At 51.8% G+C, this 17700-nt stretch carries 15 protein-coding genes; 8 read left to right on the top strand and 7 right to left on the bottom strand.

The window, feature by feature from the left end:
• Positions 1 to 236: 236 nt before the first annotated feature.
• On the bottom strand, positions 237 to 521 hold the full coding sequence (locus PSSD_RS09415) for a DUF1435 domain-containing protein (protein WP_039329534.1): 285 nt from the start codon (positions 519 to 521) through the stop codon (positions 237 to 239).
• 229 nt (positions 522 to 750) lie between these two features.
• On the opposite strand from PSSD_RS09415, the gene PSSD_RS09420 reads away from it, so the two are divergent.
• From PSSD_RS09420 to PSSD_RS09435, 3 genes are all read left to right on the top strand, one after another.
• Positions 751 to 1845 (top strand): GGDEF domain-containing protein, encoded by a 1095-nt coding sequence (locus PSSD_RS09420; protein ID WP_039329536.1) that lies wholly within the window; start codon positions 751 to 753, stop codon positions 1843 to 1845.
• A gap of 169 nt (positions 1846 to 2014) precedes the next feature.
• A complete protein-coding gene (gene fhuF, locus PSSD_RS09430) occupies positions 2015 to 2809 on the top strand; it encodes a siderophore-iron reductase FhuF (protein WP_039329539.1) in 795 nt (264 codons plus the stop codon).
• Positions 2810 to 2903: 94 nt separating this feature from the next.
• Positions 2904 to 3368 (top strand): YbaK/EbsC family protein, encoded by a 465-nt coding sequence (locus PSSD_RS09435; RefSeq protein ID WP_039329541.1) that lies wholly within the window; start codon positions 2904 to 2906, stop codon positions 3366 to 3368.
• On the opposite strand, the gene PSSD_RS09440 is transcribed toward PSSD_RS09435, so the two are convergent.
• From PSSD_RS09440 to PSSD_RS09455, 4 genes are all read right to left on the bottom strand, one after another.
• Positions 3365 to 4585: an MFS transporter gene (locus PSSD_RS09440; RefSeq protein ID WP_039329544.1), complete on the bottom strand. Its 1221-nt coding sequence runs from the start codon at positions 4583 to 4585 to the stop codon at positions 3365 to 3367. The two genes, PSSD_RS09435 and PSSD_RS09440, sit on opposite strands and share 4 nt — an antisense overlap.
• Positions 4586 to 4811: 226 nt before the next feature.
• On the bottom strand, positions 4812 to 5795 hold the full coding sequence (locus tag PSSD_RS09445; RefSeq protein WP_039329546.1) for a nucleoside hydrolase: 984 nt from the start codon (positions 5793 to 5795) through the stop codon (positions 4812 to 4814).
• 12 nt (positions 5796 to 5807) lie between these two features.
• On the bottom strand, positions 5808 to 6830 hold the full coding sequence (locus PSSD_RS09450; RefSeq protein ID WP_058970954.1) for a LacI family DNA-binding transcriptional regulator: 1023 nt from the start codon (positions 6828 to 6830) through the stop codon (positions 5808 to 5810).
• Positions 6831 to 6906: 76 nt separating this feature from the next.
• The gene (locus tag PSSD_RS09455; RefSeq protein WP_039329549.1) at positions 6907 to 8301 is read right to left on the bottom strand and encodes an MFS transporter; all 1395 of its coding nucleotides are present in this window, start codon (positions 8299 to 8301) and stop codon (positions 6907 to 6909) included.
• A gap of 581 nt (positions 8302 to 8882) precedes the next feature.
• On the opposite strand from PSSD_RS09455, the gene PSSD_RS09460 reads away from it, so the two are divergent.
• On the top strand, positions 8883 to 9437 hold the full coding sequence (locus tag PSSD_RS09460) for a histidine phosphatase family protein (protein ID WP_058970958.1): 555 nt from the start codon (positions 8883 to 8885) through the stop codon (positions 9435 to 9437).
• On the opposite strand, the gene PSSD_RS09465 is transcribed toward PSSD_RS09460, so the two are convergent.
• The gene (locus PSSD_RS09465) at positions 9430 to 10380 is read right to left on the bottom strand and encodes a beta-propeller fold lactonase family protein (RefSeq protein WP_058970962.1); all 951 of its coding nucleotides are present in this window, start codon (positions 10378 to 10380) and stop codon (positions 9430 to 9432) included. The two genes, PSSD_RS09460 and PSSD_RS09465, sit on opposite strands and share 8 nt — an antisense overlap.
• A gap of 417 nt (positions 10381 to 10797) precedes the next feature.
• Between PSSD_RS09465 and PSSD_RS09470 the strand changes: the two genes are divergently transcribed.
• Positions 10798 to 11811 carry a glycosyltransferase family 32 protein gene (locus PSSD_RS09470; RefSeq protein ID WP_058970963.1) on the top strand — a complete coding sequence of 338 codons (1014 nt, stop codon included), beginning with the start codon at positions 10798 to 10800 and terminating at the stop codon, positions 11809 to 11811.
• Here the strand turns inward: PSSD_RS09470 and PSSD_RS09475 are convergent.
• Positions 11785 to 12708: a LysR family transcriptional regulator gene (locus PSSD_RS09475; protein ID WP_039329555.1), complete on the bottom strand. Its 924-nt coding sequence runs from the start codon at positions 12706 to 12708 to the stop codon at positions 11785 to 11787. The genes PSSD_RS09470 and PSSD_RS09475 overlap by 27 nt on opposite strands.
• Positions 12709 to 12828: 120 nt before the next feature.
• On the opposite strand from PSSD_RS09475, the gene PSSD_RS09480 reads away from it, so the two are divergent.
• The 3 genes from PSSD_RS09480 to PSSD_RS09490 all read left to right on the top strand — a co-directional run bounded on the left by PSSD_RS09480 (position 12829) and on the right by PSSD_RS09490 (position 17638).
• The gene (locus PSSD_RS09480) at positions 12829 to 13218 is read left to right on the top strand and encodes a tautomerase family protein (protein WP_039329557.1); all 390 of its coding nucleotides are present in this window, start codon (positions 12829 to 12831) and stop codon (positions 13216 to 13218) included.
• Positions 13219 to 13432: 214 nt separating this feature from the next.
• Complete coding sequence (gene opgB, locus PSSD_RS09485) at positions 13433 to 15724, top strand: phosphatidylglycerol--membrane-oligosaccharide glycerophosphotransferase (protein WP_058970967.1); 2292 nt, start codon at positions 13433 to 13435, stop codon at positions 15722 to 15724.
• A gap of 312 nt (positions 15725 to 16036) precedes the next feature.
• The gene (locus PSSD_RS09490; protein WP_058970970.1) at positions 16037 to 17638 is read left to right on the top strand and encodes an APC family permease; all 1602 of its coding nucleotides are present in this window, start codon (positions 16037 to 16039) and stop codon (positions 17636 to 17638) included.
• Positions 17639 to 17700 lie beyond the last annotated feature (62 nt).

Consider the following 17700-nt stretch of genomic DNA (forward strand, 5'->3'; position numbering starts at 1 on the left):
TCCCTCCCTTCGCACCAATGCGATGGTATAAACAAAAAAAGACAACACAATACGATGGTGGCGGAATTGGTAGACGCGCTAGCTTCAGGTGTTAGTGTTCTTACGGACGTGAGGGTTCAAGTCCCTCCCTTCGCACCACGTTGTCTTACTTATCTGGCAGTAAAATCCCCTATTTAGAAAATGAAAATATCACGCCTTTGCGTGATGTTGTCGTTTCTGCCGTTCAGCAAACGGCATTAGATGATATGGAAGTTCACCGTGATGGCAGCCGCGCCGCCCGCCAGTGCCAGACAAGAAGGCAGCAGTAAATAGTGACGTAAACGATGGTGGAACAGCATCACCACCGTGAGCAGCAGCGCAACAATCATCACCACTCGCCACTGACTAAAGCTCGGTTCCCACAACGCAAAAATCGGCAGTGCCGCGCAGGGCAGTAACACGCCCCAACCACTGTCCAGGCGCTTACCCATCATCCAGCTCACACCCCATAAGCCGCAGGCGGCCATCATCGCCATGATCATCGCGCAACCCTCAAATGATAAATATTCGTATTATCATATGACAACATTTCTCATCTTGCAGCGATTTTTTTAAGCAAAGCTACGTTGGATGACAGATTTACTGAAAAATGCTAAATTGCCGCCGATAACATTTTTAATAACACAACAATAACGTGCTCACTATCCACTTTACGGGGTTAATTCCCTCGGGTAGCGCTTTGATATTTCAGGGCTGTCACGAGTAATAATAATGAAATTACAATCTTATGATGAGTTGAAACACAGCAAATATCGGCTTTCGCTGATGCTTTTTTTGTTTTTGAATGTCGCCGTTTCGCTTTTTTGCCTGTTACCGTTTTTAGGCACAGATAGCCCGGTAAGTTCGCTGCCAGTGGGGTTAGTCGCCGCTTTTAGCCTGACATTACTGACAATCTGTTTAGTGATGCCAAAACAAAAATTACCGCTATTAAATCCTGTCGCCCTGATATTAGGTGCGCTGTGGGCCTGGCATATTAACCATAGATACCATCAGGTTTTTTATTTTGATGGCAGCTTTTTAATAATCAGTTTGTTAAGCGTGTTCTTTGTCAGTGCCATTGCGCTGAGTGATTATTTGATTGCATTCTGTTTACACATCACGCCGCCAGTATTAACGGTGCTGTTATTGGATGATGGCCAGCATTTAGTGATGATCATATTCACGATTGCCCTGCCGTTAATCGGTTTCTCATTGCACCATTTAATGCGCCGCCGCTTTGATACGTTTACGCGACGCCTGGTGAGCCAACTGTATGAGGAAAAAGAGAGTTTCAGCGATTTGAGTATGCTGGACCCGCTGACGGGCCTCTACAACCGCCGCGGACTCAAGAATCGACTGGATACCATCATGGAAAACCATGCGGGTAGTCATTATGTGTTGTTGCTGGATATCGATCACTTCAAAGCCTATAACGACAACTACGGCCATGCGATGGGCGACCAGGCCCTGGCGCGCGTCTCCGTTGCCATTCGTGATGCGGTGCGTTCCCGTGATGTGGTGACACGTTACGGTGGGGAAGAGTTTCTGGTGTTGATGACCAACGTCAATGCCTCGATTGCGATGAAACTGGCAGAGCGGATACGTCAGTACGTGGTGGATTTAGAGATCCCCCACCGCTTTAACGAAAAGGTCTCTACCCATGTCACCATCAGTGCGGGCATCGCCCCGATTTTCGCTGAAGATTTTGATCAGGCGGTGTCGAATGCAGATCGTGCACTGTACGTGGCAAAAAATCAGGGCCGAAACACTATTCTGGCGTGGGAAGATTTGCCGAAACTGAGTTCGGTGAGCAGCGAGTTACAGTAAAATCAGACATATAACGAAGCAGCGCGATTTATCGCGCTGTTTTTTTATGCGTACGAAACCCGGCGGGTTAAATGCCAACGTTACGGTGGTTGTGCTGATGACACCTTGTCCATTAATCTGGTAACGATTATCATTTGTTTCTCGATTCCCGTTATCACTCAGGACCGGCATGCCGATTATCACGCATCAGGATCATCGCTACAGCGAGCATCCCCTGATCTTTATGCAGAGCGACCGCACTTTAGCGAGCGCGCTGGAAGATCTGATGCGCGATCAACGCAGCTACATGCTGGATAACGTGAAGCTTGGACAACCCGCCCCGGCCGGAACTTTGACGCTCGCCGAATGGTCGAAACCCGTGCATTATCGCCGCCTGACCCAGCGCTACAGCGATTACCTGTATCGCAATCACCCTGATGTGCAGCAGGAAGCCAAGCCGCTGCAATCACTGTGGGCGCAGTGGTATTTTGGATTGCTGCTCTCACCACTGATGCTGATGCTACTGCAGGAACCACGGGCACTGAGCTGCGCGCCACATCTGATTCATGTTGAGTTCCATGAGAATGGTCACCCTTGCGCCTTCTGGATTGATGTGCAGGAAGACAGCGAGGCTCGCTACCTCAGCGCACAGCAGCGTATCGATCGCCTGATCCAGCAATGTCTGATACCCGCCGTCAACGGCATGACGCAGCACGGTGATATCAATGCGAAACTCATCTGGAACAACATGGGTTTCTCATTTTACTGGTTCCTGGGTGAGCTGAAAAACCAACTGCCTGAGCACGTTATTGCGCAGTTGCAACAGGCGCTGTTCTTTACCCAGACACTCTTAGATGGCAGTGACAACCCACTGTACCGCACCATGATCCCGCGCAACGGTGAAATGGAACGTCGTAGTTGCTGCCAGCGCTATCGTATTCCTGATGTTGAACGTTGTGGTAACTGCACGTTAAAAGTGGTTTAACCTCCGCGCATTCTGTTACAGATTCTCTTTTTATCTCGTTTACACTTTTCCCCCCTTATGGCAGCTTTTAGTCTCTGTTTTTGCCGGAGAAAAAATGAGCCTGGAGTCGGTACGGCACTTCTTTGCCGAACATGCACCTGATATCGATATCATCGAGATGCCAGAGAGCACCGCCACGGTAGAACTGGCCGCACGCGTTCATGGCGTGATGCCTGGGCAAATCGCCAAAACCCTGTCGTTGAAAGTGAAAGATGCCATTGTGCTGATTGTCACGCGTGGGGATGCCCGCCTCGACAACCGCAAGCTGAAAGCCGCGCTCGGTGCCAAGGCACGCATGCTCAGCGTCGATGAAGTGGTGAACTGGACCGGTCATCCGGTGGGTGGCGTTTGCCCGTTCGGATTAGAGAATCCCCTGACCGTCTATTGTGATGTGACGCTGCGCAGCTTTGAAGAAGTGTTGCCCGCTGCTGGCTCAATCCACAGCGCCGTGCGCATTTCACCGCAGCGAATGGCTGACCTCACTGCGGCGAAATGGATTGACGTCTGCGAAACGCTCTAACGTTGCTCGCGCGCCACAGCACCAGAGATTTCGATGCCGCGCGTCTCCCGTCCAAAGGCGACAAACACGCAAATCAGTACCGCCACCGTCCCTGCAACAATGGCCATCCCGAGGCCATAGTTGCCGCCGTGGGCCTCTGCAATCCGTGACTGCAAGGTCGCATTGACGGAGGCAATCAGATTACCCAGTTGATAAACAAAGCCAGGCAGCACCGCACGGGCGTTTGCCGGCACCAGCTCGGTAAGATAGGTAGGAACAACACCCCACGCGCCCTGCACCATGAATTGCATCAGGAATGCGCCGATGCCAATCATCCACGAGCCGCTTGAAAACGCCCACAATGGCAGCACCGGCAGCGCGAGGAAAGACGCCAGAATAATCGCTTTCTTGCGGCCAATACGTTCTGACAATGCGCCAAACGTGATCCCGCCGAGCATCGCCGCAATGTTGTAGCTGATAGCGATAATACTGACGGTATGGGGATCAAACTGATGCTGCACCTTCAGGAAGGTGGGATAGAGATCCTGTGTACCGTGGCTGAAGAAGTTAAAGCAGGCCATCAGCAGCACCATATAGATACATATCTTCCAGTGCTGACGAATGATTGGTAGCAGTGCCGTGCTCTCTTTTCTCTCACGCGCTGCCAACCACACCGGCGATTCCGGCACTTTGAAATAGATGAACGGCAGCAGCAGAATCGGCAACGCACCAATCAGGAACATACCTCGCCAGCCCACCGCTTCGAAAAACAGCCCAAAAATAATCGATGCCAGCAGATAACCGCAGGGATAGCCTGCCTGGAAAATACCGGACATCAAACCACGTGAGCGGTCGGGAATGGTTTCCATCGCCAGAGACGATGCCACCCCCCAGATTCCGCCCATCGCCACGCCGTAAATCACGCGGAACGCCAGGAAGGCAGAGAAATTGGGTGACCAAGCCGACAGCAGTTCGAACAGTGAAAACATCACGATATTAAGCATCAGGATCGGGCGTCGGCCATATTTCTCAGCAAGACGACCAAAAATCAATGCGCCAATCGGTCGTACCGCAAGCGTGAGCATAATGGCAATGGAAACATCGGAGACACTGGTGTTGAAATACTGGGCAAGATCGCTGAGTACAAACACCAGGATAAAGAAATCGAACGCATCCAGCGTCCAGCTGGCGAAACTGGCAAAAGCCACGTTTCGCTGGGTCGCAGTCCAGTTGAACATAGGGGTATCCTGTCTGATTGCTTCCGGTTCGTTGACCGGAATTTATTGGAACGTTATCCAGCAAATGGTTTCACTGGTTATTATTGTGTTAACCATTTGTATATAGCATGTCAGAAAGACCGGCTGCGGCGGGGAATTGTCAGGGAGTGATTCGCGGTGTAAGGAAGCGTGTCGGAGGGTGAGGATAGTGCACCGCAAGGTCGCGGTGCCTTTTATTGCACATCGTTCAGCGTTTCAACCGATTAAATGCCTGCTCGATCATCTCCAGCAGTAACGGATTATTCACGCTGTGCATCACATGCACCAACGCGCCGGTTTGCTCAGGCACGCCGATATCCAATCGCAAGGGTAAACGATAGCGCCAGCTTTTGCCCCGCGTGGCACCGGCACGCAGTTCAATATCGACATGATAATCGACCCCATCCGCCACTCGTTGATTCAGCAACCAGGCAATCACCAGCGCATCATGGATCCAACAGCCTGGCAAATGACGTGTACGAATGGAGTAGTCAATCCACGGGCGCAGCGTCTCGCGCACAAACTGCGGTAGAGGATGGTCATTGGCGGTAAGGCGGTTAAGATCCTGATGCGTCATCAGCGTTTGCGTGGTCGCATCCATCGGCACCAGGGTGATGGTGGCACCGCTGTGTAACACCTGGTGGGCCGCTTCCGGATCAAGGCCAAAATTGGTGTCTTTGATGTAATCATCCAACGCAAAGACGCCGCCCATGATGACAATCTCTGCCACCGATTCCGCCATCTGTGGGTATCGCTGCAGCGCCAGCGCCACATTGGTCAATGGGCCGATGGCTACCAGCGTAAACTCACCGGGGTTATCGCAAATCAACTGCCCCATCACGCCAGCAGCATCATTGCCATCAGCCGCAAGCACCTGGGGCTGACGCACGCCACGCCATAGTTCGCCGAGTTTTTCGTCCTGCACGCCATCAAGGCGGGCGCGCCACGGCGCCGGGTCTTCACGCAGCGCCTGCAATGCCCCCTGCACCACCGGAATATTGAGGCCAAGGCGTTGCAACAGGTCTTTAGCCACCTGCGCGCCCACGGCGCTCGGTGTATTACCGGTGACCGTCGTAATCAGCTCTACTGATAGCGAAGGTGAAGCCAACGCTAATGCCAGCGCAAGGCCGTCATCAGTGTTCGCACCTGCAATTCCATTCCCCGGATCACAATCAATAATCAGTCTTTTCATAATGTTATAAGTTTATTTTTGTTGGATAAGCTGGCAGCCGCAGGACTCACCGAGTTCGAGATAGTGAGGAAACTCTGCCAGTTGTGCGTCGCCATCCCAATTTTTCAGCATGGCAATAGCGCTGCGAGCCATTTCACGCAGCGGTTGACGTACGGTGGTCAGCGTGGGGACATGAAACGCTGATTGATCGGTCCCGTTGAAGCACACCAGCGCGACATCTTGCGGCACACGCAAACCGTGCTCAGAGAGCGCACGGATGCAGCCTATCGCCTGGCCTTCATTACTGGTAAACAGGGCGCGCGGAACACGTCCGCTGGCGACCATACGCTTGGTTGCGTCGTAACCGCCCTGCCGCGTAAAGTTGGCTGGGAAAATCAGGGTTTCATCAATCGGTAAGCCCTGTTCGGCCATCGCCCCCCGCCAGCCCTGAATACGGTCCTGGGCATTGAGCATCTCCAGCGGGCCGCTGATGATGCCAACCTGCTGATAACCGTGGCTCAGTAAATGCGCCGTGACCTGACGTGAAGCCTCTTGTTCATTGACGCGTAACATGCTGACGCCGGGGCGCGGCTCAACGCGATCCAGCATCACCAACGGTGTTCCACTGGCCTGAATCACATCAATGTAGGGATGCCGATCAACGCTGTTATAAAACAGCCCATCAACCTGACGATTTAACAATCCCTGGATCAGTTCCAGTTCGCGTTTACGATCGTCCCCGGCATCACCCAGCAACATCACGTGGCCGTGATTAAGTGACTCCTGCAACAGCATATGCGCCATCGAAGCGACAAAGGGGTTGCTGATATTCGGCACCACCAACCCAAAAGTCTTGGTGCTGCCAGAAGCCAGCGCACGCGCCACGGCATTGGGCCGATAACCGGTTTGTTTGATCGCATCCAGTACACGCTGGCGCGTCGCTTCCGCCACCGGACGTGGACCGTTATTAATGACGTAGCTCACCACCGCCACTGAGGTTCCAGCGACTTTTGCCACATCACTGCGTGTCACATTTCCGCTTGGGGATTTCGCCAAGGATCTTGCCTCTGTATCAATGCCATTGGCCGGAGCATCCGGCCAATGGCGATGTTTAACTCACAACCTCTGAGCGCTAAATAGCATCTTCCGGGAGATTCAAATCGCGCCCGCGCGTTTCGGGTGCCACAAAAGTCGTGAGGAATCCGATGCTCGCCATCGCCGAGAAGTACACGGCAATCGCCCACCAGTGACCGGTGTAAGACAACAGCGCTGCAGCCACTAAAGGTGCCGTTCCACCTGAAAGGATAGACCCTAGCTCTTTCGCTACTGCCATCTTGGTGTAACGGTGTTTGACACCAAACATCTCAACGCCCCACGCAGCCTGAACGCCAAAAATGCCCAGCGAAGCCAGTGCCATACCGACCACAATCACCGGAATCACGATGGCCGGATCATGGCTATCCATCAGACTAAAGGCGGGCCAGGCGTAGATCATCAGCAACAGGCAGAAGCTACGATAGGTAATGCGGCGACCAAAGCGGTCTGATAACCAACCGGCAAAAGGAATGATCAGGAAACCCAGCAGCGAAGCGATAAACACCGCGGTGGTCGGCACCGATTTATCGAGCATCAGCACTTTGGCGACGTAGCCCACAATAAAGCCCTGCGCCAGATATGAAGGACCGTTTTCACCGATGCGCAAACCCACCATGGTCCAAAACGCACGGCTGCGTTGCCAGAAGCTGCGGGTATCAATCTCGGAAGCAGCCTGTTGCAAGGTGGCATTACGCTCGGCCTGCAATTCCGCCTGCTGGCGTTCAAAGACCGGGGTTTCACGCAGGTGACGACGAAGCCACAGCGCGACCACCGCGATCAGCACACTGCTGAGGAACGGGATGCGCCAGCCCCAGGCGAGCAGGCTTTCTTTATCCATCTGAATCACCGCCAGCCACACCAGTGAGGCGATCAGCGTGCCGCTGTTGGAGCCGAGGGCAATAACAGAGGAGACCAGGCCACGACGCTCAACCGGTGCATATTCACCTAACATCACGGTGCCGCCTGAAAGCTCAGCCCCTGCGCCAAGGCCTTGTGTAAAGCGCAGCAACACCAGACAAGCAGGCGCCCACACGCCAATGGTGGCGTAGGAAGGAATCAGACCAATTAAAGTGGTGGAAGCCCCCATCAGGATGATGGTGGCGATCATGACGGTTTTTCGGCCTTTGCGATCGCCTATCCAACCAAACAGCAGCGCACCTATTGGGCGGGCAATAAAGCCGACCGACCAGGTAGCAAAGCTGGACAGCAACGCCATTGTCGGGGTGGCATTGGGGAAGAACACATCGCCAAAAATGATACCGGCAGCCAGACCATAGAGCGCGAAATCCGCATATTCCATGGCAGTGCCCAGCCAACATGAGAAGGTAGCGCGCCAGAAATCTTTGCGGCCAGAGGGGGTTTCCAACCGCGCATCGGCAGCTGAAGTGGAGGTCAGTGAAGTTTGTTGCGAAACGGATTGATGTACCGTCATAACCCTTTCCCTGAAATAGGTGAAAACAGCAAACGCCCTTCCGTGGGTCGATTCCCTTGCAACAAGCGGAACACCCCGGTGACGACGTTCAGTAGGCAAACCTGGATGAAAGTCAAAGAATTCCCCTGGTGTTGGAATTCGCTTATTCGCCTGTTCTCGCCGATGTGATTTTCATCGATCGCATTAGTAAGGCAAATGTAACTGGGTCATCTCAAGGCCAACTTCGTCTCTGGCACCGTGAGCTATCACTGTGGATACAGTCTATCTACGCGCGTAGATAAATCAAGTGATAAAAGTAAAAACAATTAATTTATCTTTACTATAGCTTGGGATAAAAAGACAAAAATGGCGTCAATTCATGACATTACATCTCACGCGCCTGAATCATCATTCGTCAAACCGCATGTTATTAACGATGAATGCTTATCATTGGCAGAGTGGCATCTGATCTTTCATCGCGGTTTTTTTCGCACAATACAGTTAAGCTTTGATGACAATTGCGAATTAATCTTAAAACGAGCTTACTCTCGCGGTTGAGTTGATGCCTGCATTACACTGGATAAAAATCAATCAGGACGCTTATGACTATCATCCTTATGCGACACGGCAAACCTGACCATCCGGTGAGCGGACGCTTCTCTGCGCGAGCGTTGGCAGACTGGTGCGAGGGGTATGATCTGGCTGATATTTGTGACACGCCCCCGGCTCGCAGCAGGGCGATTGCGCATCTAGCCAGCGTGATTGCCTCCAGCCCGCTGCCGCGCGCGCGCTCATCCTTAGCACGTCTCGGTTTGCAACCGCATGCCGTGGATGACATTTTCAGCGAAGTGGCGATGCCCCTGCTGCCGTTTGAGCGCCTGCATCTGCCTCTGACGGTCTGGCTGGCACTGTTGCGCCTGTTATGGCTGTGTGGTTATGCCGGGCATGTGGAATCGGTTAAACACGCGCGAGAACGCGCGCGTCAGGCCGCAGACAAGTTGGTCACGCTGTCCAAACAGGGCACCGTTTTGTTAGTCGGCCATGGCATCATGAACAAATTGATTGCACGTGAGTTACGTAAGCGCGGCTGGCAAGCTGAGAAACATGCCAGCAGCCGCCACTGGAGCAGCGCGATTTACCACCGCCCATTCATTTAAGCTGGAAATAACTCAATATTTCACACCCTTTCCCCGCCGTCGGTGTAGCAATCACCTTCATCTGCTGCAAATCAATCACGCTCAACGAACCATCACCTTCATTGGCGATCAACAGCGTACGGTTGTCTGAGCTGAAACAGCCATCCATGGGTTTATTGCCGACCGGAATGTCACCGAGCGGATTGAGCAGATCGTCAAACAGCGTCACCAACGGCTCTTGATCGCCAATCGCCACTAAGCGTTCACCGTTGGCACTAAAACGCACCACCTGACAGGGTCGCTGATGGCCTGACAATCTAATGCGCTGACGAATACGATGACTTTGGCGATCGACCACATACAACAACGGCGCATCTGCGGCGCTCGCGACTAAATAGGGGTGCTTTGGTGAAGCGGCAATACCCGCGATGGGGCCGGGCATTAAAATATTATCAATGATGCGCCCTTCTGCCTCACACAGATCCACCACCGTGATGCTCGCGTCTTCCTCGTTCTCAGTAAACAACTTGCGCCCGCTGGGAGACAACGTCAGCCGATGGGCATTGTGTGAAGGCAGGGTGATCACTTTCTTGACTTTGTCGGTTAAAGGATCGATAACGGCCACGGCCGCACTATTTTCACAACAGAGATACACTTTGCCATCACGCCCCAGTTGACCACTGTGGGGGGACTGCAAAGGCGATAAATCGATAAAACCGCTGATCTGGCGCTGGCGTAAATTGATCACAGCCACTTTATGGCCCGGATGCGGGTTGTCACCGTGAATGCCATCGCCATAGATCGGCACATAGGCCTTCTCCTGTTCGGGTAGCATCAACAGCTCATGCGGACGCGGCGGAAACGCATTCAACTCCTGCTGCACAGCATAGGTATCGGGATCGAGAAACAGGACACGATTCCCCTGTTTATCCACCGCCAGTAACCCACGGGTGTATGACTGCATAATGCCTCCTTTGTTTTTACCCTCTGGTGTAAGCGTAGCTAATCGGCATCAACGAGGGGCAAATCCCTGCCAGGCCAGTAGAAAATGTAGCCGCCTTAACCGATCTGATCAGCGGCTACTTTTAATCCAGGCCGCAGCTATCGCCATGCGTACGTTATTTTATTAGGAATAGTCCTAATGATGATTAATTAAAGAATCAGCAATCAACGCACTTATTTATCGAAAATTTTATGCTTAACGGATCCTTCATTTTCCGGTTTATCTGAAAGCAAAAAAAAGTAATAGCCTCTAAGGCCAGAATGTTTTATTAAGCTGAGGTGAGTACTTTTTACACACAGCCGTGAGGAAACATAAGAGCGCTTAAGCCGCCAGCATCAGGGAATCCTTGCCACCATAACCACAATAATTAGGTGCATCATGAAAACAAAACGTCTCCAGCCAGCGCTTGCGCTCTGGCATAACTGGAAAAAAATCGCCTTTACCAGCCAGACCTTACTACAGAAAAAACAGCATACTGCGCTCTGCGCGCCGGAGTACGATCCCAGCGAAGAGGACAATATCGTGTTGTTTTCTGGCGAGAAAGCCTTGCCGGAAATCCCGAAAAAAGTCTGGATGTATTGGGATGATGAGTATTTACCGAAATCAATGATGTTAAATATTCAAAAATTACGAAAAGATAATCCCGATCACGATATTTATTTATTAAATCGTTTAACAGTAAAAGAAGTGTTACCTGATTTTATTTTCACCTCAACGCAATTAAGCAAACAGCAGAAAAGCGAAGTCATTCGTCTGGAGCTGTTATTACGCTACGGCGGCATTGCCATTGATTGCAGCACACTGTTATTTGAAGATCTCTCATGGGTGCATCGTGCACATCAAGAGCGCCGTATGGATGTGATTGGTTACTATCGCGAAATTTCCACCGTCAACTATCTGGCTCCGGTGATTGAAAACTGGTTCCTCGCTGCTGCACCTAACAATCCGTTTATTCGCGAATGGCAGAAGCAGTACGCACCAATCAAGAACCTTGGCGAGCAAAACTACTTCAACGAACTCGCAAAGCGCGATGACTATGCGTTGCTGACACAAAAAATTGAGCAGCCCCAACAGCAGCTGGGTTCACTGGCGCAACAAGCCGCCATGCGCGAATATCGTCGCGTGAACCTCTATCTGCGTAAATGTGAAGCCAACGCCTATTATTATCAACGCCTGAGCGGCTGGAAAAGTGAAGCCTTCGTCCATGCGGTGCTATTCAACCAACGCCCAATGACACCGCCTCCGGTGATCAAATTGAGCGGCAATGAGCAACTGCATCTCGACTTTAACCTGCGCTTAGGTAATTACAACCGCAGTAGTTTGTTAGGTGAGATGATGCAACCGCAGGCCACTGTTGCACTGGCTTCAGCCATCAACAAAGCGCGCGCGTAGCCAATGGACAAAGGTGGTGACCGCCCGTGGCACTTGTGCGGCATACGGGCGCACCACCCATAAGCGATCGGCGAAAGCATCCACCGTTTGCCACTGCGGCAGAACGTGTGAAAGCGTCCCTGCGGATAACGCGGCGGTCGCGCTGAAATCCGGCAGCATGGCGATACCGAGCCCTTGCAGCGCGGCATCGCGAATCGACTCGCTATTATTGGTGGCAAAATTCCCCTGAATCTTCACCTGTACGGTCTCGCTTCCCCCGTTAAAAGGACGGAAACGCCACTGCGGTGATTCCAGCCCGCGCGGATAGTACAAACAGTTATGCTGCTGGAGTGCCTCGGGTGTCTGAGGTACGCCATTTTGTGCCAGATAAGCGGGCGAGGCCACCAGCAAAGCTTTCGTCTCACACAGCGGCAAAGCCACATGGGTTTCCGGCAATGTCTGGCTGTGACGAATCGCCAGGTCAAACCCTTCACTGCCGAGCGAGACCAAACGATCGGTCACGTCCAGTTGCAGGCGTACCTGAGGATATTCTCTGAGGAAATCGCCGATAATCGGCACCAACTGCTGGCGGGCAAACGCCACGGGCGCACTCACTCGCACCATACCCCTTACCGGCCCGGCTTCATCACGCACGCTGAAAAAGCTTTGTGCAATGCGCGCAAAAGGGTCACGCAATTCATCCACCAGTTTTTCACCGGCTGAGGTCAACCGCACGCTACGCGTGGTGCGCTGCACCAGCGAAACGCCCGCCATCTCTTCCAGCTCTTTAATTTTTTGACTCATGGCTGCTTTGCTGACGTCTAATCGTTCAGCTGCACGAGTAAAACTGCCCAACTCGGCTAATACGGTGAGCCAATGTAAATGCACCCAGAGGGCATCAGTTTTGATTTCTTTCATCGGGATTGTTCAAAATAATAAATAATCATTTCAACCAGCACGCTTTTTCTTTCCTGCAGCAAGCGGCAGCATAGAGCCACATCCTACTCTTATCTTGTGAGCAAAAACGAGGGTTTATTTATGCCGTTATTGACATTTGACATCATTCAGGGCCGTTCAGAATCAGAGATCCGCACCTTACTCGACGCCGCGCATCGCGCCGTGCTGACAGCGTTTAAAGTGCCCGCGCGCGACCGCTATCAGATTGTTCATGAAAACAAAAGCTACCAAATGGTATTCCAGGACACCGGCCTGGGATTTGAACGCACCGATAACCTGGTGATGGTACGGGTTTATACCAGCCCGAGAAGTGAAGAACAGAAATCGTTGTTCATGGCAGAGTTAGCACGCGAGCTTTTAGAAAATTGTGGCGTAAAGGGCACCGATCTGATGATTAGTTTTATCACCAACAGCAAAGGCGACTGGAGCTTCGCTGACGGTGAAGCGCAGTATCTGACTGGCAAACTCTAATCTCCCCTCCCTTCCCTCGCTGGCAGCCTCGGTGACGTTGCTGCCAGGTAAAACCATAGTCAGCCTAAACCCGCATTAAACGAATCGGAATGCGCCGCACAAATCTGTTTGGTTATGTTGCAGCCCTGTGACAGCCTGGATAAATTGACGCATAACCCCCAAAGAGGGCCGTGGGCGCAAGGATTGCGTCACTCTTCAATGTGAGGATCTGATCTTGTCCGAGATAGTTTCGGTTGTTCTCTTTTTGGCTGCAATCGCCGTTTACTCCTACAAAGCCGGACGAAATAAATTCTGGTTTATCCTGATCTTGCTGTTGTTAACACTGTTTATCGTGCTCAACGCCACGCTGTATGCCAGCAATTATTTCACTGGCGACGGCATTACCGATGCAGTGCTTTACACCTTAACCAACAGTTTGACCGGAGCAGGTATCAGCAAATATGTGGTGCCCGCCATTGGATTAATCATTGGCCTGTTCCTGCTATTTTGCCTGCTTTCCTGGCTGCTGCGCCGCCGAAAACGGCCGCATCATTTGGGTTGGAGTCTACTGGCCATTGCCTGTGCCGCCGGTTCAGTGCAAACCACACCTGCTTTTCGTCAGGTGAAGGATCTTATTGCCTCGCATACGCAGCAGGCAGACACTGACTTCGATGATTATTATAAAACGCCCAAAAAAGTCATCGCCGAGCCCAAGCTCAACCTGGTGTATATCTACGGTGAAAGCCTCGAACGTACCTACTTTGATCAGCAGGCCTTCCCTGGCCTGGCACCTGAGCTCAGTCGTGAGAAAGATCAGAGCATCGACTTCAGTGAGACCGAGCAGCTTCCTGGTACGGATTACACCATTGCCGGTATGGTCGCTTCACAATGTGGCATTCCGTTGTTTGCGCCTTTTGATGGTAATGCGTCGGCTTCGCTCTCCAGCTTTTATCCACAGAATATCTGTCTGGGTGACATCCTGAAGAACTCCGGTTATGAAAACTGGTTTATTCAAGGAGCCGACCTGCGCTTCGCCGGAAAAGATACCTTCCTGAAATCTCACGGGTTCTCCCCCGCGAATATGTATGGTTCGCAGGAGCTGCAAAGCCGCGTGGCCGATCCCAGTTATCGCAACAACTGGGGCTACTACGATGACACAGTGATGGACGAAGTGTTCGAGAAGTATCAGGAGCTGTCACGTCAGCAGAAGCGCTTTGCTCTGTTTACACTCACGGTGGATACCCATCATCCCGATGGTTTTATCTCTCGTAGCTGTCAACGAAAAAGCTACAGCTATGACGGCAAACCAAACCAATCCTTTAGCGCAGTGGCGTGTTCGCAGGAGCATGTCGCGCGTTTGATCGAGCGTATCAAAGCCTCACCCTGGTTTAAAAATACCATCATCGTCGTGAGCTCCGATCATCTGGCGATGAACAACACCGCGCACCAATACCTGATTAAACAGCCACGCCGTGACCTGTTTATGGTTATCCGAGGCGATCAACCTCAGGCAGAAGTGTTAACGGGCAAACGCAGCACCCTGGATAATGGCGCCACGGTTCTGGATATCCTGGGCGGTGATAATGCCATTGGTCTGGGCCGCAGTGGGTTATCTTCAACCTCTCTGTCGACCCAATTCCAGGACATGACACAGAAGGTCACTGCGTGGAAAGCTGACATCATTCAGTTGTGGAATTTCCCGAAAAAACTGGATGCCTTTACCATCGATCAGCAAAAAAACACCTTCAGTTTCTCCGGTTCAACCTTCAAATTGCCGATTCTGTTTCGCGTGGGCAGCGATCGTGTTGAGCCGCTGCCCGAGGGGGAATATTCGGCACCTCTGCGTTTCCAGCTGGCCGATTTCACCTCTTCCGATAAATTCGTCTGGGTCGATCGCTGCTTTAAAATGGCCCGTTTGTGGCAACCAGATTTAGCGCTGTCTACCGACCTCTGCCTTGCGATGGGTCAGATGGGTGCGCATCCCACCGTCACGCGCATAGATAAACCGCTGTGGAAGGGCAAAGCCAGTTTCCCGAAAGCCGAAGTCAGTGCTGCGACCTATCAACTTAATGAACAGCAGATACGCATTGAGGACAATGCCATTCGCTACCAGGCAGACAGTTTCTTACTAACCGTACCGGGCGCACCTGAGGGCGTGAAGAGCTTTAAAGGGATATCACGTCCTGAGAGCTGGGGGCGCTGGTCTAACGCCAATCTGGCACCGGAGGTTAACATCGAATATGTCGATCCCCTGCCGGCACGATTTGATGTGGTGATCACCGCTCGTGCTTTCGGTCCGAACGCGCATCGTCCCATCCCGGTACGCGTCGGTGATGAGGAGCAGCAGCTTAATCTGGGTGATGATTTCTCCACCACCACGCTGCATTTCAACAATCCTAACGGAAGCCGCAATTTGGTTATTACGCCACCCGAACCACAACTCTCCAATGAGGGCAATATCACCGGGCAGGACCCGCGCAAATTGGGTATCGGCATGGTGGATATAAAAATCGTCCCAACGCTGTAGCACTATAAAATATTATGTCACTCTTACCACTGGGGTGACATAATATTTCCAACGGTCACATATTATATATTTTGGATCTTTTAAGTGCAGCCTGCACACTCCACGAAATCATCATTACCCTATATTCCTCTCGCATCGATGTAACGCATGCAATAACTATGCTTTTAACCCCGCATAGACTCTCAATTTGGTTTGTAATTAATTGCCCCAATGAACTATGACGTATTAAAACTTATTCTGGCACGCAACATGCTTATAAACCCTTGAGCGAATATATAAATCAATCAAATGACCAGATCGCAGAGGTAATTTATGGCATCGAGCGGATTAAAACAAAAATTGGGGCTAGTCGATTTATCCTTGTTAGGCATAGGATCGATGATTGGTTCCGGGTGGCTGTATGCGGCATTAAATAGCTCAGGCTACGCGGGAAGCAATACTGGCTGGGCCTGGGTATTAGGTGCAGTGATAGTGCTGTTAATCGGGCTGGTCTATGCTGAGCTCTCCTCCGCCATTCCCCGTGCCGGGGGCTTTGTGCGTTATCCCAATTACTCGCACGGTAATATAGTGGGCTTTGTGATTGGCGTTAGCTCATTACTGGCGTATACCAGCACGGCGGGGGTCGAAGTTGAAGCCGTGCGTCAGTACGCGCTTTATTGGTGGCCAGCGTTAGGCCACAGTGATGGCAGCCCGACCGGGCTCGGTTTTGCCGTGCAAATTGGTTTGTTAGTGGCCTTCTTTTTACTCAATTACTGGAGTGTCAGTTTCTTTGGCCGTGTGAATACCATTATCACCACGTTTAAATTTATCGTCCCTCTGTTAACCATTATCACCCTGCTGCTCTATTTCCACGCTCCTAACCTTTCCGTGCCTCCCGCACCTCCCGGCGGCGCACATGGTGTTTTCTCTTCTTTAACCGGGGCGGGAATTGTTTTTGCCTATCTCGGCTTTCGTCAGGCCGTTGATTTCGCCAGTGAGGCGAAAAATCCCCAACGCAATGTCCCCTTAGCGATTGGCATTGCGATTGTGGTGAGCTTTGTGATCTATCTGGCGTTGCAGTATGCCTTTATGGGTGCAGTGCCGACAGACGTGCTTAATCAACATGGATGGGCAGGCTTGAAGCAGGTATTCCAGTCTCCTTATGCAGATTTAGCGCGCAGTCTGGGGTTAACCTGGCTTATCAACTTAATACTGATCGATGCGGTCATCTCGCCTGCTGGCACCGGCAATATTTATCTGGCTGGCGCTGCGCGCGTGCTCTTTGCGTGGGCACGTAATGGCCATCTGTTTAAGGTGTTTGGCAAAGTGGATGCTAAGTCTGGCGTGCCGCGTGGTGCGTTATGGTTATCACTACTGTTGGCTATCGTCTGGACATTACCTTCGGAATTTCAGGTCTGGGGAGGTTTAATTGGCGCAGTGACCTCAGCCACCGTCTTCACCTATATGCCTGGCCCAATTACGCTTGGTGCTTTTAGAAATCACCTTCCAGGGCTTAAGCGTCCCTTCCACTTGCCAGTTGCCGCTGTTTTGAGCCCGCTGGCATTTGTCGCCAGTACTCTGCTGATTTACTGGAGTGGCTGGTCAGTGAATGAAATTCTGGTGCCAATTTTAATGGTGGCATGGATTGTCTATGCGATTTTTGGCAAGAAGAACAATGAATTTCAGCAAGACCTCCATTGCGCCTGGTGGCTGTTGGCCTACTACATTGCGATCCTGGTCATTTCGATGCTGGGCAGCTACGGCGGCAGCGGCATAATCAGTTCACCCTTGGATATGATCCTGACGATCGTAGCTGCTCTGGTGTGTTACTTCTGGGGGGTTAAGGCCAGTTTACCTAAACCTGATATCAGTGATGACGAGGAAGACACTCCCACTTCCGACCGTTCTTTGAGTAAAAAATACGCCGCCAATTAACCTCTCAAGCCTGCTTATTTAAGCAGGCTTTTTCTTATACGAAAAACCGTTACCCTTTGTAC

Origin of the sequence: Type-D symbiont of Plautia stali (assembly GCF_001485335.1) — a bacterium.
Lineage (GTDB): Bacteria > Pseudomonadota > Gammaproteobacteria > Enterobacterales > Enterobacteriaceae > Pantoea > Pantoea vagans_C.